Source organism: Roseinatronobacter alkalisoli, from assembly GCF_028745735.1.
GTDB lineage: Bacteria > Pseudomonadota > Alphaproteobacteria > Rhodobacterales > Rhodobacteraceae > Roseinatronobacter > Roseinatronobacter alkalisoli.
The window spans coordinates 1-23391 of the sequence record NZ_JAQZSM010000036.1 but is presented as its reverse complement, the minus strand read 5'-3'; the positions used below and the strand labels follow the sequence as shown (position 1 = coordinate 23391).

23 protein-coding genes and 1 pseudogene are annotated in these 23391 nt (G+C 59.7%); 10 read left to right on the top strand and 14 right to left on the bottom strand.

Going from position 1 to position 23391, the window contains the following annotated elements; genetic code table 11:
• Positions 1–332: 332 nt before the first annotated feature.
• The 4 genes and pseudogenes from PUT78_RS20795 to PUT78_RS20780 form a co-directional block, all read right to left on the bottom strand.
• A pseudogene (locus tag PUT78_RS20795) lies at positions 333–851 on the bottom strand (LysE family translocator); the annotation flags it as partial.
• Between the two features lie 24 nt (positions 852–875).
• Positions 876–2017, bottom strand: a protein-coding gene (locus tag PUT78_RS20790) for an IS3 family transposase (protein ID WP_274354172.1) whose coding sequence is annotated in 2 segments (ribosomal slippage) — positions 876–1777 and positions 1777–2017 — 1143 coding nt in all. Because the reading frame shifts where the segments join, the coding sequence is not laid out codon by codon here.
• A gap of 607 nt (positions 2018–2624) precedes the next feature.
• A complete protein-coding gene (locus PUT78_RS20785; RefSeq protein ID WP_274354171.1) occupies positions 2625–3587 on the bottom strand; it encodes a formylglycine-generating enzyme family protein in 963 nt (320 codons plus the stop codon).
• Positions 3588–3741: 154 nt separating this feature from the next.
• Positions 3742–4656 (bottom strand): LysR family transcriptional regulator, encoded by a 915-nt coding sequence (locus PUT78_RS20780; RefSeq protein WP_274354174.1) that lies wholly within the window; start codon positions 4654–4656, stop codon positions 3742–3744.
• A 94-nt stretch (positions 4657–4750) separates the two neighbouring features.
• Between PUT78_RS20780 and PUT78_RS20775 the strand changes: the two genes are divergently transcribed.
• The 7 genes from PUT78_RS20775 to PUT78_RS20745 all read left to right on the top strand — a co-directional run bounded on the left by PUT78_RS20775 (position 4751) and on the right by PUT78_RS20745 (position 11642).
• Positions 4751–5476, top strand: a complete 726-nt coding sequence (locus PUT78_RS20775) for an SDR family oxidoreductase (RefSeq protein ID WP_274354170.1) — start codon at positions 4751–4753, stop codon at positions 5474–5476.
• Between the two features lie 629 nt (positions 5477–6105).
• Positions 6106–6960 (top strand): transketolase, encoded by an 855-nt coding sequence (locus PUT78_RS20770; protein ID WP_274354169.1) that lies wholly within the window; start codon positions 6106–6108, stop codon positions 6958–6960.
• Complete coding sequence (locus PUT78_RS20765) at positions 6957–7988, top strand: transketolase family protein (RefSeq protein ID WP_274354168.1); 1032 nt, start codon at positions 6957–6959, stop codon at positions 7986–7988. Before PUT78_RS20770 ends, PUT78_RS20765 begins: the two co-directional genes overlap by 4 nt.
• Positions 7989–8019: 31 nt before the next feature.
• The gene (locus PUT78_RS20760) at positions 8020–8775 is read left to right on the top strand and encodes an SDR family NAD(P)-dependent oxidoreductase (protein ID WP_274354167.1); all 756 of its coding nucleotides are present in this window, start codon (positions 8020–8022) and stop codon (positions 8773–8775) included.
• Between the two features lie 63 nt (positions 8776–8838).
• Positions 8839–9801: a TRAP transporter substrate-binding protein gene (locus PUT78_RS20755; protein ID WP_274354166.1), complete on the top strand. Its 963-nt coding sequence runs from the start codon at positions 8839–8841 to the stop codon at positions 9799–9801.
• 32 nt (positions 9802–9833) lie between these two features.
• Positions 9834–10358: a TRAP transporter small permease gene (locus tag PUT78_RS20750; RefSeq protein ID WP_274354165.1), complete on the top strand. Its 525-nt coding sequence runs from the start codon at positions 9834–9836 to the stop codon at positions 10356–10358.
• A gap of 27 nt (positions 10359–10385) precedes the next feature.
• Positions 10386–11642: a TRAP transporter large permease gene (locus PUT78_RS20745; protein WP_274354164.1), complete on the top strand. Its 1257-nt coding sequence runs from the start codon at positions 10386–10388 to the stop codon at positions 11640–11642.
• Here the strand turns inward: PUT78_RS20745 and PUT78_RS20740 are convergent.
• The 5 genes from PUT78_RS20740 to PUT78_RS20720 all read right to left on the bottom strand — a co-directional run bounded on the left by PUT78_RS20740 (position 11636) and on the right by PUT78_RS20720 (position 17084).
• A complete protein-coding gene (locus PUT78_RS20740; protein ID WP_274354163.1) occupies positions 11636–12625 on the bottom strand; it encodes a LysR substrate-binding domain-containing protein in 990 nt (329 codons plus the stop codon). The genes PUT78_RS20745 and PUT78_RS20740 overlap by 7 nt on opposite strands.
• Positions 12626–12927: 302 nt before the next feature.
• Complete coding sequence (locus PUT78_RS20735) at positions 12928–14118, bottom strand: M20 aminoacylase family protein (RefSeq protein ID WP_274354162.1); 1191 nt, start codon at positions 14116–14118, stop codon at positions 12928–12930.
• Positions 14119–14213: 95 nt separating this feature from the next.
• A complete protein-coding gene (locus tag PUT78_RS20730) occupies positions 14214–14756 on the bottom strand; it encodes a TRAP transporter small permease (RefSeq protein WP_274354161.1) in 543 nt (180 codons plus the stop codon).
• A 52-nt stretch (positions 14757–14808) separates the two neighbouring features.
• A complete protein-coding gene (locus PUT78_RS20725; RefSeq protein WP_274354160.1) occupies positions 14809–15780 on the bottom strand; it encodes a TRAP transporter substrate-binding protein in 972 nt (323 codons plus the stop codon).
• Positions 15781–15800: 20 nt separating this feature from the next.
• Positions 15801–17084 carry a TRAP transporter large permease gene (locus PUT78_RS20720; RefSeq protein ID WP_274354159.1) on the bottom strand — a complete coding sequence of 428 codons (1284 nt, stop codon included), beginning with the start codon at positions 17082–17084 and terminating at the stop codon, positions 15801–15803.
• A gap of 215 nt (positions 17085–17299) precedes the next feature.
• Between PUT78_RS20720 and PUT78_RS20715 the strand changes: the two genes are divergently transcribed.
• Positions 17300–18211: a LysR family transcriptional regulator gene (locus tag PUT78_RS20715; RefSeq protein ID WP_274354158.1), complete on the top strand. Its 912-nt coding sequence runs from the start codon at positions 17300–17302 to the stop codon at positions 18209–18211.
• Between the two features lie 61 nt (positions 18212–18272).
• On the top strand, positions 18273–18419 hold the full coding sequence (locus PUT78_RS20710; protein WP_274354157.1) for a hypothetical protein: 147 nt from the start codon (positions 18273–18275) through the stop codon (positions 18417–18419).
• 103 nt (positions 18420–18522) lie between these two features.
• On the opposite strand, the gene PUT78_RS20705 is transcribed toward PUT78_RS20710, so the two are convergent.
• Both PUT78_RS20705 and PUT78_RS20700 read right to left on the bottom strand, forming a co-directional pair.
• A complete protein-coding gene (locus tag PUT78_RS20705; protein WP_274354173.1) occupies positions 18523–19614 on the bottom strand; it encodes a tyrosine-type recombinase/integrase in 1092 nt (363 codons plus the stop codon).
• A 160-nt stretch (positions 19615–19774) separates the two neighbouring features.
• Positions 19775–20278 carry a TetR/AcrR family transcriptional regulator gene (locus tag PUT78_RS20700; RefSeq protein ID WP_274354156.1) on the bottom strand — a complete coding sequence of 168 codons (504 nt, stop codon included), beginning with the start codon at positions 20276–20278 and terminating at the stop codon, positions 19775–19777.
• A 119-nt stretch (positions 20279–20397) separates the two neighbouring features.
• Between PUT78_RS20700 and PUT78_RS20695 the strand changes: the two genes are divergently transcribed.
• Positions 20398–21168, top strand: a complete 771-nt coding sequence (locus tag PUT78_RS20695) for an SDR family NAD(P)-dependent oxidoreductase (protein WP_274354155.1) — start codon at positions 20398–20400, stop codon at positions 21166–21168.
• Between the two features lie 167 nt (positions 21169–21335).
• Here the strand turns inward: PUT78_RS20695 and PUT78_RS20690 are convergent, their stop codons facing one another.
• The 3 genes from PUT78_RS20690 to PUT78_RS20680 are packed head-to-tail and all read right to left on the bottom strand — an operon-like array spanning position 21336 to position 23287.
• On the bottom strand, positions 21336–22121 hold the full coding sequence (locus PUT78_RS20690; protein ID WP_274354154.1) for a GAD-like domain-containing protein: 786 nt from the start codon (positions 22119–22121) through the stop codon (positions 21336–21338).
• Positions 22118–22534, bottom strand: coding sequence for a PAAR-like domain-containing protein (locus PUT78_RS20685; RefSeq protein ID WP_274354153.1), 417 nt, complete (start codon positions 22532–22534; stop codon positions 22118–22120). The genes PUT78_RS20690 and PUT78_RS20685 overlap by 4 nt, the downstream gene beginning before the upstream one ends.
• Before the next feature lie 6 nt (positions 22535–22540).
• Entirely contained in the window at positions 22541–23287 is a 747-nt protein-coding gene (locus PUT78_RS20680) for a GAD-like domain-containing protein (RefSeq protein WP_274354152.1), read from the bottom strand.
• Positions 23288–23391 lie beyond the last annotated feature (104 nt).

Genomic DNA, 23391 nt, shown 5'->3' with positions numbered 1-23391 from the left:
GTGATGGCGTCTTTGGGATGCGCGGTGTCGAGGATGACAAAGCTCTGCACCCGCCGCGCCGCTCCAGCTGCCTGCGTGACCGCTTCCGGGGGGCGCCGCGCAGCATCCGAGGAACTCGAACGGCGGCTTTGGGCCGGGTACGTCGTTGTCGTATCAATCATAGAATTTCAAGACTCATGCAAGCTTTATGCCAAAAGCTTGCATGATGATGAGAGCGGACGTTGGTGGAGAGCGCGGCGAAATCCCGGTTTGAGCCCACTTTGACCGATGCTGCGATTTGCACAAATGATTGCTTTGGAGGAGCCACGCCTTATCATGCATTGAGGACGGACTTACTGGACTCTTGGTGGTTCGGGTGGCTCCAGAAGAAGGAGCCGGACCCCGATGGCGACGATGAGCAGACCAGCCGTGCGCTCTAACGCGATACGCGCACGCCGCGAACGCCGAAGGAACGCTCCGATGGTTCCCGAGAAGGTGGCCAGAGTCACCTCCACAAAGAGGGCGACGATACGCATCACGAGACCGAGGATGACAAATTGGATGGCGACAGACCCAGCCGCAGGGTCCACGAACTGCGGCAGGAAAGCGAGCATGAAGGCGTGACTCTTCGGGTTTACGAGGCTCGCCACGAACCCCTCGCGCAAGGCCTCGCCCCGCGAGACCGAAGTGCAGCCCTCTCTTTGGGGATCGGGCGCCCGACCAAAGAGCATCTTCGCGCCCCGCCAGATGAGATAGGCTCCACCCGCGTAGCGGATCAGGTCGAAGAGGACCGGGTTCTCAGCGATCAGGGTTGCAAAACCAAGAGCTAAGAGTGGCACCTGCACAGCGCCAGCGAGGAAAAAGCCGAGCGTGGTGAATGAATAGCCCCGAGTTTTCTAGACGCCTTCGGGTCTCAGTTTCCGCTGCCGTTCGAACTCGACGGGCGACAGCATCCCGTTTCTCGCATGCTTTCGCTTCGGGTTGTAGAACATCTCGATGTAATCGAACACCTCCCGCCGAGCTTCTTCGCGGGTCTTGTAGGTCCTGCGCCTGATCCGTTCGCGCTTGAGCAGATTGAAAAAGCTCTCGGCAACGGCGTTGTCGTGACAGTTCCCGCGCCGGCTCATCGAATGCTCCAGGTTATGGCCCCGCAGGAACGCGGCCCAGTCCATGCTGGTGAATTGACTGCCCTGGTCCGAGTGGATCAGCACCTTGGTCTTCGGCTTGCGACGCCAGACGGCCATGTGCAGAGCCTGCAGAACAACGTCCGTTGTCTGGCGGCTCTGCATCGACCAGCCGACCACGCGGCGGGAGAAGAGATCGATGACGACCGCCAGGTAAGCAAAGCCCTCCTGCGTGCGAATGTAGGTGATGTCAGTGACCCAGACCTTGTCGGGCGCCTCCACATCGAATTGCCGGTCCAAGGTGTTGTCGACAACGACCGACGGCCTGCCGCCATACTTTCCGGGGCGGCGCTTGTAGCCGATCTGGGCCTTGATCCCGGCCAGCTTGGTGAGACGGGCCACACGGTTCACGCAGATGCTTTCGCCCTGTTCGATCAGATCGTCATGCAGCTTGCGGTGACCATAAACCTTGCCGCTCTCGATCCAGGCCTCCGTCAGCAGCGCTGTCTGCCGTTGATCCTCTTGGGTCCGTTTGCTCAGCGGCGCCTTCAGCCACGCATAGAAGCCGCTCGGCTGGATGCGCAAGCATCGGCACATCGCCCGCACGGAAAACCTCCTGCGATGCTCGGCCACGAACGCGTATCTCACTTGGCATCCCTGGCGAAATACGCGGTGGCCTTTTTTAGAATGTCGCGCTCCTCGGTCACCCGCGTCAGCTCCCGCTTCAGACGCCGGATCTCTGCATCCTTCTCTGTCTCGCCAGACGCCGCCTTCGCGAATTTGCGCTTCCACGCATAGAGCGAGTGCGCGCTTACCCCGAGCCGCTGCGAAACCTCCGCAACCGGGTAGCCCCGCTCGGTGATCTGCGCGACCGCGTCACGCTTGAACTCATCGCTGAAATTGCCTTTGCCCATCTCGGCCTCCTTGCCTCAAAATTAGGGAAGAAGGCGTCTATGAAGCTAGGGGCTATTCAGCGCCCAAAGGTCGCCTTTGTCAAAGTTACTTTTCCGTGTATCCCATTTGACAGTCGGAGCGATTACGTCTGAGAGCCCAACATTGGCCCGTAAGCGGTCAAGAAATCCTGGGGGAATGGTCACTGTCTGATCCTTCTTGGGGACTTCTGACTTGTACCATTTGTAAGCTGCAAGGCAACTTACACGATGGCCTTTCCCTATGAATCGTCATTGATTTTTGGCTTTAATCCCAAATGTCTTGGGTTGGATTTGCATAGGTCAGCAGGTGTTACAGGCTCAAATAAGGCAGCAATGCTGCCATAATCCACTTTTTGCGGTTGCAGCGAACGACTGGTCTGGAGAAGCCGCATCGCAGCGGTTGACCTTGTGGTGAAGGTCTGGAATGGGCCGACCACGATGCTGCACGTGCACGGTTATCGTTCGCGCGAGGCATTGATCAAATGGCCACAATGGCCCCCAAACCCTCATCTGACCGCTTCGCTCAAGGATGTCGGGCAAGTGTCCGATACCCTGTTTCCATCGGGAATCTTATGTCAGGTGGCGAACACTAGGGTGCATCGGCCGCGACCCGGAACCCGGCGTTGCCGGTGGAGCTGTCGGGATCATTCCTTGTGCGCGAATGCACGTGATACCTGTCGCAATAGCTGACATGGCAGAGGTAGGACCCCCCGCGCTGGACCCGTGCCTTGCCGGTTTCCGGACCCTTGGGGTTCTTTAGTGGCCCGGTGGTGTGCGGGCGCGGTCCGAACCTGTCGGCCACCCATTCCCAGACATTTCCGGTCGTATTGAAAAGCCCATAGCCATTGGCCGCAAAACACCGCGCCGGCGCGGTGCCCAGATAACCGTCCTCTTCGGTGTTGTTATTGGGGAAGTCACCCTGCCAGGTATTCATCGCGAACCGGCCATCGGGTTTCAGGGCATTTCCCCACGGGAATTTCTGCCGCTCCTTCCCGCCGCGCGCGGCACGTTCCCATTCCGCCTCGGTCGGCAAGCGCATACCGGCCCAGCGGCAATAGGCGAAGGCGTCGTACCATGCGATATGGACTGCGGGATGGTCTTCGCGGCCTTCAGTCGTGCTGTCCTTGCCTTCCGGGCACGACCAGAAGGCACCGTCGACCCTGCGCCACCATGGCAGGCCGGGGGGGGATTCTGGCGCATCTGCGGGATTCGACAGCAACAGATGAAAGACATAGCTCCACCCTTCCTGCTCGGCGACGGTGCGGTAGCCTGTCGCGGCGGTGAACCGGGCAAATTCGGCATTCGTCACTGTCGTCGGCGAGATCAGGAAGGGTGAAACAAAGGTCTTCTGCCGGGGGCTGTCATGATCGCCGGGAAAGCTGGACTTGCGGGCACCCATATCGAAGAAGCCGCCGGGGATTTCCACAAGATGTTTCCGAAGCGCGTCAGTCACCTCTTTTCCGGCGACCGGGACTGCAAGCGCGGCGGCGTGCCAGCTGTCATCGCGCGGCTGATATCCTGATTTTTCGCTGGAACAGCAGTCGGTACTCATCAAATGTCCCCTTTGTCAGTTTCGGGAGTTTATCGCCCACCGCACCGATATCAAGGCGGCGGCGGGACGGCATTTCGCCACGGTTCCCGCGCGCCGGACATGAAACCGCCATTGCCGGAAACGGGCACAAGGGCCTTGCCGGGATTGCCTGTCGTTATCCCCCTTGCGGTGTTGAAACCGCAGCAGAGGTTGAGCGCCGCACATGATCGATGAGGGCGCGCAATTTGGGGGCCATGTTCCGGCGTTGCGGAAAGAAGAGGTAGAAACCGGGGAACGGCGGCAGGAAGTCGTCCAGCAATGGCACCAGCTCGCCGTTATCAATGTGAGGCTGTAGCGTTTCGGCCGGCGCAAATGTAATCCCCCCGCCGCTGAGTGCTGTGCGCAGCATCACCCGCAGGTCATTGGTGCAGATCTGCGGTGCAACGGCCACGTCAAAGGGAACACCATCTTCTGCAAATTCCCATCGATAAGGCGCGGTGTTCGGCGCTGGACGCCATCCGATGCAGCGGTGCCGGACAAGATCGCGCGGATGGGTGGGCGTGCCATATGTGGCAAGATAGGTGGGCGCGGCCACAACTGTTTCACGCTGGGGGCCACCGACCGGCACGGCGATCATGTCCTGCGCGATCACTTCACCCAACCGCACGCCGGCGTCGAACCCGGCAGCAACGATGTCGAACTCTGCATCGGTCACCGTTATGTCCAGTGTGATTTCCGGATACGCCTCGGCAAAGCGGGCGATCAGCGGGCCTGACAGAAAGGGCTCTGCGATCGAGGTGACAGCGATCCGCAACAGGCCGCGGGGGCGATCCTCGGCGCTGAGCGTTTCCAGCGTGGTCAGAATGTCGGCCAGGGGCTGCGCCAGCGCGGCCTGCAACCGCGCCCCCGCCTCTGTCAACTGGACCGCGCGCGTGGTGCGCGTGACCAGTGCCACGCCAAGACTGTCTTCCAGCCGCCGGATTCCCTGACTGACCGCAGAGCGCGTGACCCCCAGCCGGTCAGCCGCCGCGCGGAAATTGGCTTCTTCGCTCACGGCGCGGAACAGTGGCAGAAGGTTCAGATCAATCATTGTCAAGCTACGCTAATCATGAAGTCCATCATCCGGGGGATACACGCGACAATCAATTTCGTCCATTCCTTTAGCGATCAAAGGAAAGGAACACATGATGGACAAGGTAATTCTGATCACCGGCGCTTCCGGCGGGATTGGCGAAGGCATGGCGCGCGAACTTGCAGCGGCGGGTGCCAGGGTTCTGCTGGGCGCGCGCCGTCTGGACCGGCTGGACAGCATTGTGGCAGAAATCCGCGCGGCGGGCGGTGTGGCTGATGCACGGATGCTGGATGTTACTGACCGGGTGGCAGTGGCGGGTTTCGCGCAGGCGGCGCTGGATATTTGGGGGCGGATCGATGTGCTGGTGAATAATGCAGGCATCATGCCGCTGTCGCCGCTGTCGGCAGGCAAGCTGGATGAATGGGCGCGCATGGTGGATGTGAACATCAAGGGTGTGCTCTGGGGTATCGGTGCGGTATTGCCGGTGATGGAACGGCAGGGGTCTGGCCAGATCATCAATATAGGCTCGATCGGGGCGCTGCAGGTGGTTCCGACCGCTGCGGTCTATTGCGCGACGAAATTCGCGGTGCGGGCAATTTCCGACGGGTTGCGGCAGGAAAGCACGGATATCCGTGTTACCTGTGTCAATCCGGGGGTTGTGGAAAGCGACCTGGCCTCGACCATCACGCATGAAAAGACGCTGGCGGTAATGGACGCATATCGCGCGATTGCCCTGCAACCCGCCGACATTGCGCGCGCCGTGCGTCAGGTGATCGAGGCCCCAGAGAGCGTGGACACCACCGAAATCACCATCCGCCCGACCGCGTCGGCGAACTAAGCGCCAAGAGAACGGCAATATGAGAAAAACCTTTTAGCCATGGTCATGACCGCCATTTCGGGTCCGCCCGGCGATTGAACACTCCCCTATGGGCATGTGGCATGAAGTTAACGCCTAAAGGCGCGGAACAAAGGCCGCGAGGCTGGCCCGCGCCATAGGTCCGGCCGTCCCGCGACCTGCCGGTTTTGCTGATGTCATGCCAAGCCTTGAAGGTTGGAGTTATGCCGCCTGCATAAACTGCGCCCCTATCACGTCGAACCTGCAGACCCCGGCCCACCGCCGGTGCGGGCTTTATTCATTCCCCAAGGTCCCCTTTCAGGCCGTGCGAACGGACCTTCAGCGTTTCCCGGTGTTGGGCTGTGCGCTATTCTGCCTTCAGCCGCGATGTCGGCGCGCCGCCGGGTAAATTTGCAAGGGGTGGCTGAGCAGGAGCGTACAGGAAATGCACGCGCCAGATTGCAATTTCATATACCCATTATCTGTTTCTGTTCGGGTGATAGCGGGTTTGTAACCGGAACATTGTTAGCTTTGCTAACAAGGTATTTAATTTTTCCAACGTTTATTGCCATGTGAATGCTGTTACCCCTGTCGCAGATCGGCGCAATCCGGCGATGAACAGGGAGGAAAGCATGAGCGTTCAAACCCGCACGATGGTGCGCGCCAACATGTCCTTGGCGATGCGCGCCTGGAATATCCGGCGCAAGGCCCTGTTGATGGGTGAAGTGCAGGGGCAGGGCTATATCGGGCAGGCGCTGGGTGTCGCGGATGTGCTGGCGACGTCATATTTCCACGCGATGGATTACCGTGCCGAAGATCCGGAATGGGAAGGGCGCGACCGTTTTTACCTGTCCATCGGCCATTATGCGATTGCCCTTTATGCCGCGCTGATGGAAGCGGACATCCTGCCAGAAAATGAGTTGCAGACCTATGGCATGGATGACAGTCGCATGCCGATGTCAGGCATGGCGTCCTATACACCGGGAATGGAAATCACCGGCGGATCGCTTGGCCACGGGCTTGGTATTGCGGTGGGCGCGGCGCTGGGGCTGAAGCGCAAGGGCAACCCCGCCTTCGTCTATAACCTGATGTCAGATGGCGAACTGGGCGAAGGGTCCACATGGGAAGCGGTGATGTCAGCCGTGCAATGGCAGCTTGATAACCTGATATGCGTGGTCGATTTCAATAACCAGCAGGCTGATGGTCCGTCGCGCGATGCGCTGGCCGTGGGCGCAGAGGCCCCGAAATGGGAAGCCTTCGGCTGGCATGCACAGGAGGTGGATGGCAATGATCTGGACGCACTGGTCGCGGCCTTTGATGCCGCACGCAGCCTGAAAGACCCGCGCCCGCGTGTGATCATCGCCAATACCACCATGTGCAAGGGCGTCCCGTTTCTGGAGGCCCGCGAGATCACGCATTTCGTGCGCGTAGAAGCCGATGAATGGGCCAAGGCGCTGGATGTGCTGGAAGAAGGAAAACCGCAATGACACTGGCTTCATTGGCGCGCAAATATGAACCGCGCAAGGTTCCGGACAAAAGGGTGGCGACCTCTGCCATGATCGCCTCGCTGGCGGCAGAAGGCTATGACACGGTTGCCGCCCCTTTCGGCCATACGCTGGTCGAACAGGCGCGCAAGGATGACCGCATTGTCGGGCTGTCGGCTGATCTGTCGAAATACACCGATCTGCACATTTTCGCGCAGGCCATGCCAGAGCGCTTCTATCAGATGGGCATGGCCGAACAGCTGCTGATGTCTGCAGCCGCTGGTTTGGCGCGCGAGGGGTTTATTCCCTTTGCCACAACCTATGCCGTCTTTGCCAGCCGCCGGGCCTATGATTTCATCGCGATGGCGATTGCAGAGGAGAACCTGCCCGTCAAGATCGTCTGCGCATTGCCGGGCCTGACCACTGGCTATGGTCCCAGCCATCAGGCGACAGAGGATCTGGCGATTTTCCGTGGCTTGCCGAATATGGCGCTGATTGACCCCTGCGATGCGTGCGATGTGGTGGGCATGGTGCCAGCCATGATTGCCCATGACGGGCCGGTCTATGCGCGGTTGCTGCGCGGAAAGGTGCCTACAGTGCTGACGCGCCACAAGCCTGATTACCGGTTTGAACTGGGTCGCGCGCAGATGATCCGCGAAGGGCGCGACGTGCTGGTTGTGTCATCCGGTATCATGACCATGCGCGCACTGGATGCGGCTGACGCGCTGGCGAAAGATAATGTTGATGTGGCCGTGCTGCATGTGCCCACGATCAAGCCCCTGGACAAGGCCACCATTCTGGCCGAGGCCCGCAAGGGTGGACGGCTGGTCGTTACGGCGGAAAACCACACTGAGAATGGCGGACTTGGCGAAGCGGTGGCGCGCGAATTGATGCTGGCGGGCGCACATGTTCCGTTCCGCATGATCGCGCTGCCGGATGCGTTTCTGGAAGCGGGCGCATTGCCCACATTGCATGACATGTATGGCCTGTCTGTTGATCGCGTGGCGCAGCAGATCAAGGGCTGGCTGTAAGCTGTTTTCTTTATCGGGAGGATTGGGTCAGATGGGCCTGTTGGACGGAAGAATTGCCATTATTACCGGCGCGGCCAGCCCGCGCGGATTGGGCAGGGCGACGGCACAGTTGTTTGCCGAACATGGCGCGACTGTTGTTATTACGGATCTTGATAGCGCGCAGGCACAGGCGACCGCTGTCGATCTGCCAGGGAACAGTCATTTTGGGATAGGTGGCAATGTCTGTGATCAGGGCAATTGCGTGCGGGTGGCGCAGGCAACGCTGCAAGCATTCGGACGGATAGACATTCTGGTCAATAACGCCGGTATCACCCAACCGCTAAAGCTGATGGAGATTGCGCCGGAAAACTACGATGCGGTGACAGATGTCAACCTGCGCGGCACGCTTTACATGTCGCAGGCCGTCATTCCCGCGATGCGCACGCAAAAATCAGGCAGCATTGTCAACATGTCATCCGTGTCTGCGCAGCGTGGTGGCGGCATTTTCGGCGGGCCGCATTATTCGGCGGCCAAGGCTGGCGTTCTGGGCCTGACCAAGGCAATGGCGCGCGAACTTGCACCTGACAATGTGCGTGCCAATGCCATCTGCCCCGGTTTCATCGCGACTGACATCACCGCCGGAAAGCTGACTGACGACATGCGCGCACAAGTGTTGGCGGGCATTCCAATGGGTCGCGCAGGCACGGCACAGGATGTGGCTGGCTGCGCGCTGTTTCTTGCGTCAAACCTGTCATCCTACTGCACCGGAACAGAAGTCGACGTGAACGGAGGATCACTGATTCACTAACCACCTGCCCTTGCGCGAGGGGCGCAGGGGTTTAGAAGTCTTCACTCAAGGGAGGAACGCGACATGAAGACGAAATTGTTGGCTATTCTGGCCGGTTCGACACTGCTTTCAGGTGCCGCACAAGCAAGTGATGTGGTCTTCGCCCATGGCGAAAACCCCGGTAACCCGCGTTATGTGGCCGCAGAGAAATGGGCAGAACTTTATGCCGCATGCACTGGTATGTCGGTCAATGTCGCCCCGGCCGCAACAATGGGCAATGATGTCGAGATGCTGACGTCGGCCACGGCGGGGATTATCCAGATTACGGCCAATTCCCAGGGCGCGCTGAGCCAGATCGTGCCGGAGATTGGCCTTCTGGGTCTGCCCTTCCTGTTTGCGGACCTTCCAAGTGCATGGGCGGTTATGGATGGTGATGTGGGCGAGATGCTGGATTCGCGTGCGCAATCAGCGGGGCTTAAGGTTCTGGGCTTCTGGGATAATGGCATCCGCAATATCACCCATCTGTCCAAGCATGTGACCGAACCTGCTGATCTGGCAGGAATGCAGATCCGCACCCCGCCCGATCAGATGACCATCGATATTTTCGAGGCTCTGGGCGCGTCACCGGCGCCGCTGGCATGGTCGGAATTGCCCACGGCCTTGCAATCAGGCGTGTTTGACGGGCAGGAAAACCCGTTGACGAATATCCATTCCGCCCGTCTGCATGAAATTACCCCCTATGTAACGATCAGCGGCCACAAGTATGAGGCAACACCGGTTGTCGCCGGGCTTGGGTGGTGGTCCGGTCTGGATGAGGCGGCACAGGCCTGCGCGCTTGACGCCACCGCAGAGGCCGGGGCATTGCAACGTCAGATGTCATTTGACGCAAATGAAGCCTTGCAGGATGTCATGGAAGGTGAAGGCGCAATCTTTGCAACAGCCAACCGCGAGGCGTTCATTGACGCCACCGCATCTGTTTATGACAAGCACGCCGCGCAGTTTCCTGAACTGGTCGCGACCCTGCGCGCTGCTGCCCAGGGCGAATGACCACCCGACCAACAGACAGGGCAGGGGGGCGGATGCGCCCCCTTGTTGTGGCCGCGCGGGGCCTGAGTCATGCGCTTGATTATAGCGGCAGGGTTATCGCTGTGGCGTGTATGGCGGTAATGTTTGCAGCGCTGCTGCTGAATGTTATCCTGCGCTATGTATTCGGTACGGGCCTGCCCATGGCCTACGAAATTCACGCGGTACTGCTGCCCTGGCTGGTGTCAGGGGGGTTGGTGATTGCAGCGGCACATAACCGCAATATTGCCATCACGCTGCTGCCGGATTTGTTGCCGCTCTCTGCACGAAGATGGCTGTTCGTCGCGGTTCAATGCATCATTCTGGCAATCGCGGTATCGGTGCTTTGGACCAGTCAGCCGATATTGCGTGCGTCAACTTTCCAGACCCTGTCAACATTGGGACTCAAACAGATCTGGGGGTATTCCAGCCTTGTCTATGCTTTTGCGGGCATGGGGGTGATCGCCGTTTGCGACCTGTTGCGTCTGCTGGTGCGTGATCCAGCCATTCTGTCGGGCGATACTGTTGCCAGCTTTAGCTGACCCCGACCCTAGCGAGGGATATTTTACATGACAGCTCCGTTGATCTGGGTCTTCGTTGTCTTGCTGCTCTGTTCGGTTCCCGTGGCTTTTGCCATGCTGGGTGGTGTGGCCGCAGCCCTCTGGCTGGATGGCAAACCGATGGCTGTGCTGGCGCAGCGACTTTATTCGCCGACACAAAGCTTTCCGATGCTAGCCATTCCCTTCTTCATTCTGGCCGGAAACCTGATGATGTCGGGAAAGTTCGGGGTGTATCTGGTCAATACCGCGCGGTTGCTGGTGGGCCGCTTCAAGGGTGGGCTGGGGCAGGTGTCCATTCTGGGGTCTGTCATGTTCGGGGGCGTGTCGGGTTCAGCTGTTGCGGATGCCTCGGCGCTGGGGAATGCGTTGATCCCGGTCCAGAAGAAAGAGGGCTATCCACCCAGTTTCGCGGCCGCGATCAATTCGGCCTCGTCTACTGTATCGGTGCTAATTCCTCCCTCCATTCCGCTAATCCTGTATGGGCTGATCGCGAATGTTTCCATTGTGAACTTGTTTATTGCCGGCATCCTGCCCGGGGTGATGCTGGCTGTTGGCATGATGGTCATGGTCTGGATTGTCGGTATCCGGCGTGACCTGCCACGCGCGCCGCTGGAAGGGGGATTTGCCGCATTCAAGGGGCAACTGGCTGTGGCAGTCCCGGCGATGCTGATGCCGGTTTTCGTAATCGGGACACTGCGCTTCGGGATTGCCACCCCGACCGAGGTCAGCGTCATGGCGGTGGCCTATGCGCTGATTGTCAGCGGGTTGATATACCGTGATCTGACATGGCGCGGAATATGGATTGCGGCCGTTTCGACGGCAATGATGACAGGTGCGGTGATGATTATCATCATGGCATCATCCACGGTGCAATGGGTGCTGACCTTCGAGCGCATCCCGCAAACATTGGCAACATGGGTAAGCATGACACTGTCAGAGCCATGGATGATCATTCTTGCGTTGAATCTGGTCATGCTGCTGGTTGGCGCGGTGCTGGACTTGCCTGCTGCCGTGTTGCTGCTGGGGCCGATTTTTGTGGGGATCGGGCAGGCCATCGGGCTGGACCCTGTGCAACTGGGATTGATGATGGTCGTGAACCTGTCTATCGGCCTTTATACCCCGCCAGTGGGTACGACATTGTTCATTTCCGCCGCGATTGCGCAGGTGGGGATTGGCGCGACAGTGCGGGCATTGCTGCCCTTCTATCTGGTTGCACTGGGGGTTCTGGCGCTGATTTCCTATGTTCCTGCGCTGACAATCTACTGAAGCATGTTCGGTGCGATGACCTGCATGTTCTGCACATCGCCCTGATGAAAATCGCATCCTGCTTGCGCCAGCAGCGCGCGGGTATGGGCATTGTCGCGCGCTGCCTCGGCTGTGATCCAGTCCAGAAAGCGCCGGACAATCCGGCGGTTCAGATGACGCGGGGGGCAGACAAACCAATATGACGGAAATTCGATAACAGGACAGTCGACGGCAAGCGGCACCAGGTCACCACGCTCCAGTTCTGCCCGGCATAAATGCGCGTTGTCCAGCGCCACACCCCCGCCCTGTTTGGCCATCTCGATTGACATTGACGAACGGTCAAAGCGGAAAGGATATGCGATGTTGCGCAATTCGATCCGGTTTACGGCCAGCCAGACATCCCAGCGATATACTGTCTTCACACTGTCGATCAGACGGGCATGGGGCAGCATTTCAGCGGCGCTTTCGCCGTGCTGGCGCAACCTGTCGCGGTAATCAGGACTGCAAAGCGGCAGGACAAGATCGGACATGATGCCCTCGACCGTCAGACCGGTCCAGCCACCCAGCCCATAGCGCAGATCGAAATCAACGGTTTCAGTTTCGAAGGCCGAAAAATCAGGGGTGGCGTCAATCCGGATGTTCCAATCGGGGTTGGCTTCTGCAAAGGCCGCGATACGCGGACCCAGCCAACGAACGCCGAAGCTTGGACTGACCCGCAAGGTCAGGGCACGGGCATCGCGCTGGCGGGTTATGGCATTGCGGGCATTGCGCAGGGCGCTGAAGGCTTGCGTCGTGGTCTGGAACAGCCGGTCGCCATCAAGCGTAAGGATCAGGCGGCGTTTCTCGCGGCGGAACAGGCGCACGCCGAACTGGCTTTCCAGCATTCCGATCTGCTGGCTTACCGCAGAGGGCGACACGCCGAGTTCCTGCGCGGCCTTTGTTACAGTACCCAGCCGTGCCACGGCCTCGAAATATTCTGTTGCCTTCAGGTTGATGTCGCGCATTCAAGCTAACTTTATGTGTGCTCCGATAACGAAGCATTACTGTAGATCGTCACGCGCGCAAGTGAACACGCGATAATCACATGCATGTCCTGCTGTCACGTCGCCCTTGAACGGGTACTGCCGGAATTCGTGTGGCGCGACTACCTGTGACCTGACAGACAGGGCGGTTGATTGAAAGGGCGATCTGCCGGAATGCGTTGCGGGCATATACCGCCGTCTGCCGCAAGGATGCATGACGCCTGCGGCTGTCTGGCGTGAGTGCCGGGGCATGTGGGAACCCCCTGAAGACTGCGATGCCGGGATCAGCCCCCCAGTTCGGTTGCGACGATATTCACCCAATAGGCCACGCCAATCGGGATCAACGCATCATTGAAATTGTATTTTGGCGTATGCACGAAGGCCGCATCAGGCCCGTCGCCATTGCCGATCATCACATAAGCCCCCGGCACCTTTTCCAGCATGAAGGAAAAATCCTCGCTACCGCCGATCGGGGCGGCGTCGATGGTCACCTGATCGGTGCCGACAGCGCTGGTTGCGGCTGCGGCAGCAATGGCCACTTCGGGCGCGGTGTTGACCAGCGGCGGATAGCGGCGGGTATAGATCGTGCGGGCGGTCACGCCATGCGGCGCGGCGCAATGGGTGGCAAAAGCGTTGATCGATGTTTCAAGAATATCGCGGATTTCCGGACGGTAGGACCGCGCCGTGCCCCGGACCGTCACGCGCGACGGGATGATGTTGGGGCTGTCATAGGTTCCCGCCGCGATATGCCCGACCGAAATTACCGCCGCGTCATTCGACGGCACCTTGCGTGAAATGATCTGCGCCAGCGACGTGATGAACTGACCTGCGGGCACGGTCGGGTCGGTTGCGGTATGGGGCATGGCCCCATGGCCCCCGCTGCCGTCAAAGATCACTTCCCAGGTGTCACCCGCTGACAGGAAGGGGCCGGGACGGGTCTGGACGCTGCCCAGCGGTTCTTTCGGGGCGTTGTGAAGGCCATAGACCGCATCGCAGGGAAACATGTCGAACAGACCATCTTCGATCATCACGCGCGCGCCACCAAGTCCTTCTTCGGCGGGTTGGAAGATGAAATGGACAATGCCCGCAAAATCCGGGTTTTGGGCCAGTTTTTCGGCGGCGCCCAGCAGCATGGTTGTGTGCCCGTCATGGCCGCACGCATGCATCTTGCCCGGCACGGCAGACGCATAGCGCAGGCCGGTCTGTTCTTCGATGAACAGCGCATCCATATCGGCGCGCAGGCCGATGACGCGCTGGCCGGGGCGCGCGCCCTTCAACGTGCCGACCACGCCGGTAACCCCAAGGCCGCGATGCACTTCCAGCCCCAGCCCGTCAAGGAAGGCCGCCACGATATCTGCGGTCCGGGTTTCCTCGAACGCGGTTTCGGGATGGCGATGGATATCATGGCGGATTGCGGTCAGCCGCGCGATGAAATCCGCATCAGCATGGAGGGTGTCGGGCGTGACAGTCTGCATGAAGTACCTTCTGACAGATGTTGCGAAAAGCGGGTGCCGGGGGGGGCGGATGCTTTCGATGGGGTGGGGAATATTGCGGTCAGGCTGCGCGCAGTTCAGTTATGCGCACCATCGCTGGCGGTATCTTGCACTCGTGCCAGTCCCTGCGCGCACTGCGCGATTCCGTGCAGGAATATCGCCGAAATAAAGATCGGCACCGTCACGGTGACAAAGATCAGCGGCATGTCAAAGCTTTCGGCCGATGTGTGCAGGCTGCGCGACAGGAACGACCGCACCGGGTTCATGCCCGGCCCGAAGAAGCAGTAAAACAGGATTGGCCCCAGAAACAGAACCACCGCCATGCCCCGTATGATTGCCGCCACGCCAAGAACAGGACGCGGCAGGGTCATGGGCAGGGTGACAAGCCTGGGGTCGAAACCAGCCTTGAACGATATGCTGGCCCCCAACAGTCCGACCCAGACCATGGCATAGCGCGCGGCTTCTTCCGTCCATGCGGGGGGCGCGGAAAACCCATAGCGGGCAACAACCTGCAGGGTGATGGTCAGCACCATCACAACAAGGAAAACCAACGCCACCAGACGCAAGACCTGGTCGACAGCCTCGCTTAGCCAGATGAGCTTTTTTGCGATTGCGGTCATGAATGTCCTCCCGCCGGTGGGGGCGCGGCCTGCACGCCCCCCAATCTTCGGATCAATCAAGATAGCCTGCGATGAAGTCCAGATCTTCCTGCGGCACAATCTGGTCCCAGACCGACTGTGTGGCCGCAACGAATTTGTCGCGTTCGCCGTCAATCAGCGGTGTGATCTCAATGCCGCCGTCCTGAATGGCTTGCTCGAAATAGGGGGCCTGTTCCAGTGCCCATTCCCGGTTCGCGGCGACGCCATGGGCGACAGCCGCATCGACCCAGCCCTGTTCTTCTGCGGTCAGGAAGGAATACCAGTCATCCGACAGCATGATCACCTTTGGTACCGGACCTGCATCCAGCGGTGTGAAATAGTCCAGCAATTCAACCTGCCCGGCGGCCACCACAGTCGAAGGCGGGTTGAAATGGCCCACGGCAACGCCGGTTTGCAGCGCGTTCGGTGTTTCAGCCCATGACACGACCGTAGGGCGCGCGCCCCATGCGGAGAAGACAGTAAGCTGGTCACCACCCTGCGCGCGCAGGCGCATGTCCACGACATCATCCAGCGCCGTCACCGCCTTTTGGGTGTTGAAAAGCCCCAGCGTGCCGCCCCGCATGGCAAACCCTGCAACGCGGATACCAAGGCGCGTCGCTTCTTCATTGACGCGATCAAGCGCGCCGGATTCTGCGACAACGCGGTCAAATTCGGCATCGTCGCGCGTCAGGAAGGGCAGAAACAGGACCGAGGCGAATTCGGACGCCTTTTTCAATGCCCCGGCATTGCCGAGATTCATCGCGATTAACCCTTGTGCGGTCTGATCGAAGCGGTCGCTTTCGCCGCCCATGCTGTCGGACGGGTGAACAACAACATTGACGCCGCGTTCCGCAAGACTTTCGGCGAAGGCATGGATGAAGACATATTCAGCGTCGTTCTGCAGGTCTTCGGTTCCGGCGAAGGCGATAACCACGTCATCCATGGCGAAAGCTGTTCCTGTCAGCGCCAACAGGCTGACAGTTGCGGCAAGAAGGTGCTGTTTCATAGGGTAACTCCTGTTGGTTTTCAGTTCATAAGCCCAAGGTAACGGGGCAGGGTGAGCGAGATTGCCGGCACATAGATCAGCACGGCCAGAAGGATCAGTTCGACAATCAGGAAGGGCAGGACCGCCCGTACAAGCCGCCAGTAGCCAATATTGACCACTGTCGACAGGATCAGCAAAACGCCGCCCAGCGGCGGGGTCAGCAGACCCACGGTCAGGTTGAAGCCCACAAGAATGCCCATATGCACCGGGTCCACGCCAAGCACGATGGCGGGCGGGATCAGTAGCGGACCCAGCAGTGCGACCGCCGCTTTCACGTCCATGATCATGCCAGCAGCAAGAAAGATAACGTTGAGCACCAGCAGATAGCCGGTAGCATCAAGGCCCAGTTCGCCGATCAGTGCCGCCATTTTGCGCGGAAGCTGTTCCACAGATGTCAGGTAGCCGAATGTCGCCACCGCGACGAGAATGATGAAAACCGCGCCCGACAGAAGGACAGTGCGGTTCAATGCCTCGATCACATCGCGCCGTGTCAGGCGCCCGTAGAACATGCCCACCCCCAGCGCGGCGACGGATGCAACGCCAGCGGCTTCTGCCGGGGTCATGAAGCCGAACAGGATGCCCGACAAGATGATGACAGGCAGCGAAAGGGCTGGAAGTGCCGTGAAAAGCGAACCCCAGAAGGGCGGTATCTCGGACCCTTTGCCGCCGGGGTGTCCGTGACGGTGTGCCATGAATGCGTTCACCACCATCAGAACACCTGCAAGCATAAGTCCGGGCACCACGCCTGCCGCAAAAAGTGCCACGACAGACGTGTTCAGCAATGCGCCATAGAAAATCAGGATGATTGATGGCGGTATGATCGGCCCGATGATCGAAGACGCCGCCGTGATCGCGGCGGCATACGCGCGGGGGTAACCCTGTCGTTCCATTTCGGGGACCAGCGTATTGCCAAGCGCAGCCGCATCCGCAGTGGCAGAGCCGGATATACCCGCGAAGAAAACAGACGTCAGGATGTTCACATGCGCCATTCCACCCTTGAACCGGCCCAGCATGGACAGCGAAAACCGGATCAGCGCGTGGGTGACGCCGCCGCGGTTCATCAATTCGCCGGTCAGAATGAACAATGGCATGGCAAGAAAGGCGAATACGTCAAGCTGGCTCATTGCGCGTTGGGGCAGGGCCGCCAGATAGCGGGTCTGGTCCAGACTGATGAAACCAATAATGGTCGCGCCACCGACGAAATACGCGATGGCAGAGCCCGACATGATCGCGGCGAAGAGGAACAGGAAGGGCAAAATCGGCATCACGATCTCCTTTCGGCTGATCCAAGAAGACTCTGATGGTATACGCAATACGAATATGTTTGCGAACTCCATACGTATTGGCTATATATTATATTGTAACTAATGAATTTTCTGCTGGTACGACCATGGATATGGGACGTGCGCGCGGAATTTTTTTCGCGGGCGATTGCGTGCGCACATGCAAGTTGAACAAAATTTGAGCAGTCAGGACGGCAATGGACGGGCTAAACCTTCACAGGCTTCAGATATTTCGCACGGTTTTTGAGATGATGAGCATCAGCGCCGCCGCCCGGCAGATGCGCCTGTCACAGCCGACGGTCAGCCGCCATATAGCGATTTTCGAGGATGAACTGAGTTTGGGATTGTTCAGGAACATTGCGGGCAGGCTGGAACCCACATGGGAAGCGCAGCGGCTTTATGCGGAAAGCGGGGGCCTGTTCGAGCGCCTTGGTCAGTTGGAAAACTCGGTGGAGTCGATCCAGCGCGGTCAGCAGGAATCATTGCGCCTGACGGCGTCTACTGTGCTGGCCATGACGCTTGTCCCGTCTGCGGTGGGCGCGCTTTATGCCCGATTTCCCGATCTGGAAATCGTTGTGGATGGCGGGCGGCAGAAAGTGCAACTGGCCGCTTTGCGCGACGGGTCTATCGATATGGCCATCGGGGGCACACAGGCGAACAGGCCCGACCTGCGCCAGACTGTCATAGGCGAGATGCCATTGGTTGCAGTGCTGCCCCGCCGCCACCCCCGCGCGCGGGAAAAGGCCTTCGATCTTGCCTGGCTGGCAGAGGGGGGCTGCGTCATGCACAACCCACGCGCGCCGATGGGCCGCCTGATTATCGCGCAACTGGACAAACGCGGGATTACACCGGGGCGGCAGATTTCCGCGCTCAATATCGTATTTGCCGTGGGTCTTGCACGTGCGGCAGGGCTGTGTACAGTGACTGATCGTCTGACAGCGCAAGCCATGGCGCCGGACATGCGGCTGCTGCCATTAAGCGAACCCATCGGGCTGGATCTGGCCACGATTGAACTGGCAAACCGTCCCGAACGCCGCAGCACCCGCGCCTTTTGCGATGAACTTGCGAAGGCTTTTACCCGCGCCATGTCCGTGCCTTTGCCGGTATAGCCGGGCGCTGCGGACCATTCGCCAAGCAGTCGCGTCATGGCAGGAAACCCTGGTCACGAACATGGCCATCGCAATAGATTGTCAGGAAAACGGTATCGGATACCGGCTGGCGCAACCAACCTATGCCTGCACGACCTGTCTGGTCGGGGGTGTGATCCGCCTGATCAGAAACAACACCTGCGACTGCGGTTCGGCGCGGGCGGGATGACCCGCAACGACCTTGCGGGTCACGGCCCCGCGCGACCCGTATTCCGGCGAACACCTGCTGGTTGGCAACCAATGCCACGGAACAACAAAAGCCGCGCGTGCCGCTACAACCCGGCAGCTTTGGTCAGGTTGACGCGGAACCTGTCGCGGCGCCGCTGGTAGCGGCGGGTCATATCCGCGCTGGCATGGCCAAGCTGCTTCTGGACATAGCGTTCATCCACTTCGGCACTGCTGGCCAGACCCGCGCGCAAGCTGTGCCCGGAATAGAGCATGACGCGCTCGGCCTCGGGCAGGTCGGGGCGCAGGCCCGCATCCAGCACGCAGCGCTTTATCAGTCGCGCAACGTGTTTGTCGTTCAGCCTTGTGTCGCGCGCGCGCTTGCCATCGCGTGTTACGCTGGTGAATACGGGGCCAAAACTTATGCGACCGAAATGCAGCCATTGTTCCAGCGCATAGACAGGGCAGGTCTGGTCTGACGATCCGCGCCCGATTTCCACCTCGCGCCAGCCGGTCTTGCCGCGCAGGATGATCAGTGCGCCGCCGTCGCGCAGATCAACCCAGCCCCTGCCGTCAATCGTGTCGTCCTTATGCCGGTCCAGACTGACAATTTCCGCGCGTCGCAACCCACCGGCAAAGCCGATCAGCAGAATGGCGCGGTCGCGCAAGCCGCGCAGATCATGGGGCAGGGTGGCAATCATGGCGCGGATGTCATCGGCCAGGATAGCTTCTTTCTGCACGGGCGGGCGGGCATGCTTGCGCCGGACCCCGGCCAGCACAGTGGCGATATGCCGGTTCTTGCGTTCCAGCGTAAAGCCGCGCTGCCGGTACCCCCAGCCAAGCCCGGACAAGCGCCGCTCAATCGAGGCAACGGACAGGGCGGTGCCCTGCGGGGCCGCCAGATCGGCAATATAAAGGCCAACAAGTTCAGGCGAGGGCGGCAGGGGGTCCGTGCCACGCATCCGGCACCAGCGCGTGAAATGCGCCCAGTCCTTTGCATAAGCCCTGAGGGTGTTGTCGGATGCAGCGGCGCGCGCATAGTCGCGTGCGGTATCAACCAGCCGATCCAGTGTGCCGGACCCGGCGACATGCGCGGGCAGGGCGATGGCATCGCTTTCCTTCCGCTCTCCCGCGTCCAACTTGGCTTGGTTTAATGTTTCTGAGGATTCTGAGGTCGGACTCTCGGTTGCGGAGGACATCATTTCCCTGAAAATTTACCAGTTCTGAGGCTGAACCACAGCTTATCCCTCTATGCCTGCCAATGCAAATTACTTGGACGGGACCGGGCACAGCAACGCGCATTATCCCGACGAACTGAACGGGCGGGGGAGTGGCGCGGCGATAGCTTTACCGCGCCTTTCAGTCGAGCGCTTCAGTCGCGCGCTCGAAAATACCTGCATCACCATGCACGCTGGCCATGAGGATTGCGCCCTCCAGCGTTGCGAATACCTGTGTCGCCCGTTGCTCTGTAAGTCCACCGGCGATAAGGCTGGCGACGCCCGCCTCGAAGAACCCTTTCACCTCGTTCACAACCTCCGGTGACAGATCGGGCACAGTCGCGCCGAGCGAGCCGCAGAGGCACATCTTCGCGCCATCGTCCAGCGCTCTTCGGAAGATGGCCTTCCAGGCCTGAACCACATCTTGTCCGGCAAGGACGGCAGCGTCAGCCGCTTCTACGGCGCGGGCGTTATAGCGGCGGGCTACCGCTGCCGCGAGTGCGCTTTTTGTCGGGAAGTGGTAGTATACGCTGGCGCTCTTTACACCGACATCCGCAGCAACCTCGCGGAAGCTGAAGCCACTGTAACCGGCAGCTCTGATACGACGCTCCGTCGCGTCCATGATTGCTTCTACTGTATCGCTCACGTCATCTCATCCATTGGAAACCGCGTTTGTCTACCTGCTGACAGATAAGGCTTGCGGTCGCGTTCAGCAAGCCGTAAGGGGGGATTTCAATCTATCTGTCGACAGGTAAGGAAGCCAAGATGACAAGATTTCAGGACAAGGTGGTCGCTATTACCGGGGGTGGTTCCGGCATCGGCAAAGAGGCGGCGGCACGTTTCGTCGCAGAGGGGGCGAAGGTTGTGCTTAATGGTCGCGATCTGGCGAAGCTGGAATCTGCCGCACAGCAGATCGATCCCAGCGGTCAGAATGTTGCAGTGTCGGCGGGTGACATAGCCGATCCGGCGACGGGCGCCACTTTGGTTGACCTTGCAGTTTCCCGGTACGGCGCGCTCAATATCCTCGTGAACAACGCGGGTGTTTTTAACCCCAAGCCATTCCTCGAACTGAATGAAGCTGATTATGACTGGTATCTGGACACAATTCTGAAGGGGAAATTTTTCACCGCGCAGGCTGCAGCCAAAGCTATGAAGGACAAGGGCGGTGCAATTGTCCAGACTGGTTCGATGTGGGCGATTCAGGCGATTGGTGCGACGCCATCTGCTGCCTATTCGGCGGCCAATGCGGGTGTCCATGCCATGGTGCGCAATCTTGCGATCGAACTTGCGCCATACAGGATCCGCATCAATGCGGTTGCCCCGGCCGTCGTTGAAACCCCGGTCTACAACACCTTCATGTCCGACGCGCAGGTGAAGGAGGTTCTTCCGACCTTCAACGCCTTCCACCCGCTCGGTCGTAACGGCCAGCCTCGTGATATTGCCGAAGCGATCCTGTTCCTCGCGTCCGAACAGGCGTCTTGGATTACGGGCGCAGTCCTTCCCGTCGACGGCGGTGTGACCGCCGGTCGTCACTAAGCCGCCACGTGAGCGCATGTCTATGCAAACCAAGGGCGCCATCGTGAGGGTGCTGGTCTTTGTGCCGCAGGCTGCGGGAATTGTCGTCCACCTGCAGAAGGCAAGGGATCGGTTTGCATGGGCAGTGGCGGGTCACGCCGAAAGTGCCGGTTCCGGGTCATATGACGTCAATCCGGCTGCGGGCCAAGTTTGCGAATGGGATATGGGCGACTCAGACCGTCGCCCCCCGGGATCGGTTCCCAACCTCGCAAGGTGGCGCGGTCCAGTTGCGTGTGGAACAGCAGATGCTCCACAAGCCGGGTTTTCTGCATGTCCTCGGGGTAGCCTTCGCCGCCCATCTGGCGCGAGGGGAAAAAGCCGAAAATCTCCCCTGGCTCCAGACGCCCCAGCCGATTAGAAGCAGACGTGAACATGTGATAGTCGGAATACTCCTCATCCATTCCCTGACCCAGTCTGCGTGCAAGTGACATCAGTTTGTTTCCGACAAGGTAATCGGGCGTAACAGTCCCGAAGCGCTGATGAGTTAACGGGCCGGGGCCATGCACGCTCACTGTTGCGTAGTCAAAGGCGGTCAGATCAATCTGGCAATGCTGGTTTTGCCTGCCCCAGGCCTCGATCCGCCCATCGAATTCGTAGAGATAACAGGTGAAATCAGCCGCGTCGAATTCCGGGTCATCGGCAAAGACCGCTTCCACAATCGGCTGTAAGAGGGCCGGGTCACAGAGCCACGCGTACCCCTGCAACACTGCGCCCCGGCCATGGCGGTGCCAGAATTCCAGTAAACCATCCGGGACCCGGCCGCGATACTGCTCAGCCTCGGTGGCGCTGACCGGTTCGACAAAGCTCATCGGTCCCAGCACATCCAGAATGCCGTCAAAGGGGCGCGCGTGATTCGGCTCACTGCGGTCTTGCAGGTCAATGCCGCTGAAATCGACGCCGGTGATCTCATTCATATCTGGTTTCCTTCCGCATCCATGCCACGGCCCGGACAGACCCGCAGGCGCGCATTCATCTTTGGACATCCATTCTGTGCCAAGCGCGCGGCATGAGCGTCAAGCCGTCCCAGACGATCACCGCCATGGACATCCCGTGCCTGCGCGTACTGAGCGCCCATGATGAGCGGCTCTGGCATGGCATCCGACATCACCAGCGACCCCGGCAGCGGGTCGTCATCCTCTGGCGGGGCGTATGTCGCGGTGTCGCGCACGAAGATCGCTTCGCCCACTGTGTTGCGGTTGTTCATCCAGAACCGGTCAAGATGGCGGATGACGGGGCTGCCTTCTGCGCGCACCTGCGCGGCATGGCCGATGGGTTCACAAATGCCGCCCACTGTTCCCGACACCACGCCCTTGCCGACGCCGGGCATATCTCTTCAACCGGTCACAGGAATACGCACCGATACCTCTTCCCGATTTCCATCAATCTCAATGCTACGCGAGTAGAGGACCGTCTCAGGGAGCAGGCGTTGAGCATCGGACAAATTAATGCGCTCATATGATTGTGCTAAATGTGGCCCGCGAAGGTCACGACGAAGATAAATCTCGCCGGGCGCAAGACCGCCGTAGCTCGTCTGGAGTTGTGGAACAAGGGGACGTAAGTCATCGTCTTCGATCAGGTCATATCCGTCAGGAGAAGCGCCGCTCATGAGTATCATCCAGACGTCTTCAGGTCTTGACCGCGAACTCAGAAAGCCTTCGATCGGATCATCGGGCAAGGGCGTATCTGCGGCAGCATAAAGGGCCGCGAGGTCATACGGCAGAGGTTCGGTCTCGTTTTTGCTGGTCATGTCGATAAGCAACCCGACATCCATCGAATAGACAAAGTGACGGCCAGCGCGATGCCAAAGGTCAATGCATCCCAAACACGAATAGCCGATGGCGGCAAGATCGTCAGGCCGCAGCTCGACGGATTTAGCCAGAAGAATCGAAAGCAATGGATCGAAGAGGTCGGGTGTACAGGTCCTGTAGTTGTCGTCGGCATAGGAACCTATCCCTTCGTCGATCCAAAAAGACACAAGATCGGTCGGAACGCGCGCAGCGAACCGGGGGGCAAGTTCCGGATCAAGCCGGATGGGTTCTTTCGGCGATCCACAATAATCAAGAAAGTCCTGGGCAGACATGCTCTTCTCCTCCTATACGGCGCTATGGGTTGAGCGTGATCGTGTCTTCAACGGGCACTTGCTGCTCTCCCGCCAAGACATAACGCACCAGACGCAACGGGGAC

Coding starts and splice junctions, on each gene's coding strand:
- PUT78_RS20785 (WP_274354171.1), bottom strand. CDS start 3,587: ATGAGTACCGACTGCTGTTCCAGCGAAAAATCAGGATATCAGCCGCGC.
- PUT78_RS20780 (WP_274354174.1), bottom strand. CDS start 4,656: ATGATTGATCTGAACCTTCTGCCACTGTTCCGCGCCGTGAGCGAAGAA.
- PUT78_RS20775 (WP_274354170.1), top strand. CDS start 4,751: ATGATGGACAAGGTAATTCTGATCACCGGCGCTTCCGGCGGGATTGGC.
- PUT78_RS20770 (WP_274354169.1), top strand. CDS start 6,106: ATGAGCGTTCAAACCCGCACGATGGTGCGCGCCAACATGTCCTTGGCG.
- PUT78_RS20765 (WP_274354168.1), top strand. CDS start 6,957: ATGACACTGGCTTCATTGGCGCGCAAATATGAACCGCGCAAGGTTCCG.
- PUT78_RS20760 (WP_274354167.1), top strand. CDS start 8,020: ATGGGCCTGTTGGACGGAAGAATTGCCATTATTACCGGCGCGGCCAGC.
- PUT78_RS20755 (WP_274354166.1), top strand. CDS start 8,839: ATGAAGACGAAATTGTTGGCTATTCTGGCCGGTTCGACACTGCTTTCA.
- PUT78_RS20750 (WP_274354165.1), top strand. CDS start 9,834: ATGCGCCCCCTTGTTGTGGCCGCGCGGGGCCTGAGTCATGCGCTTGAT.
- PUT78_RS20745 (WP_274354164.1), top strand. CDS start 10,386: ATGACAGCTCCGTTGATCTGGGTCTTCGTTGTCTTGCTGCTCTGTTCG.
- PUT78_RS20740 (WP_274354163.1), bottom strand. CDS start 12,625: ATGCGCGACATCAACCTGAAGGCAACAGAATATTTCGAGGCCGTGGCA.
- PUT78_RS20735 (WP_274354162.1), bottom strand. CDS start 14,118: ATGCAGACTGTCACGCCCGACACCCTCCATGCTGATGCGGATTTCATC.
- PUT78_RS20730 (WP_274354161.1), bottom strand. CDS start 14,756: ATGACCGCAATCGCAAAAAAGCTCATCTGGCTAAGCGAGGCTGTCGAC.
- PUT78_RS20725 (WP_274354160.1), bottom strand. CDS start 15,780: ATGAAACAGCACCTTCTTGCCGCAACTGTCAGCCTGTTGGCGCTGACA.
- PUT78_RS20720 (WP_274354159.1), bottom strand. CDS start 17,084: ATGCCGATTTTGCCCTTCCTGTTCCTCTTCGCCGCGATCATGTCGGGC.
- PUT78_RS20715 (WP_274354158.1), top strand. CDS start 17,300: ATGGACGGGCTAAACCTTCACAGGCTTCAGATATTTCGCACGGTTTTT.
- PUT78_RS20710 (WP_274354157.1), top strand. CDS start 18,273: ATGGCCATCGCAATAGATTGTCAGGAAAACGGTATCGGATACCGGCTG.
- PUT78_RS20705 (WP_274354173.1), bottom strand. CDS start 19,614: ATGTCCTCCGCAACCGAGAGTCCGACCTCAGAATCCTCAGAAACATTA.
- PUT78_RS20695 (WP_274354155.1), top strand. CDS start 20,398: ATGACAAGATTTCAGGACAAGGTGGTCGCTATTACCGGGGGTGGTTCC.
- PUT78_RS20690 (WP_274354154.1), bottom strand. CDS start 22,121: ATGAATGAGATCACCGGCGTCGATTTCAGCGGCATTGACCTGCAAGAC.
- PUT78_RS20685 (WP_274354153.1), bottom strand. CDS start 22,534: ATGCCCGGCGTCGGCAAGGGCGTGGTGTCGGGAACAGTGGGCGGCATT.
- PUT78_RS20680 (WP_274354152.1), bottom strand. CDS start 23,287: ATGTCTGCCCAGGACTTTCTTGATTATTGTGGATCGCCGAAAGAACCC.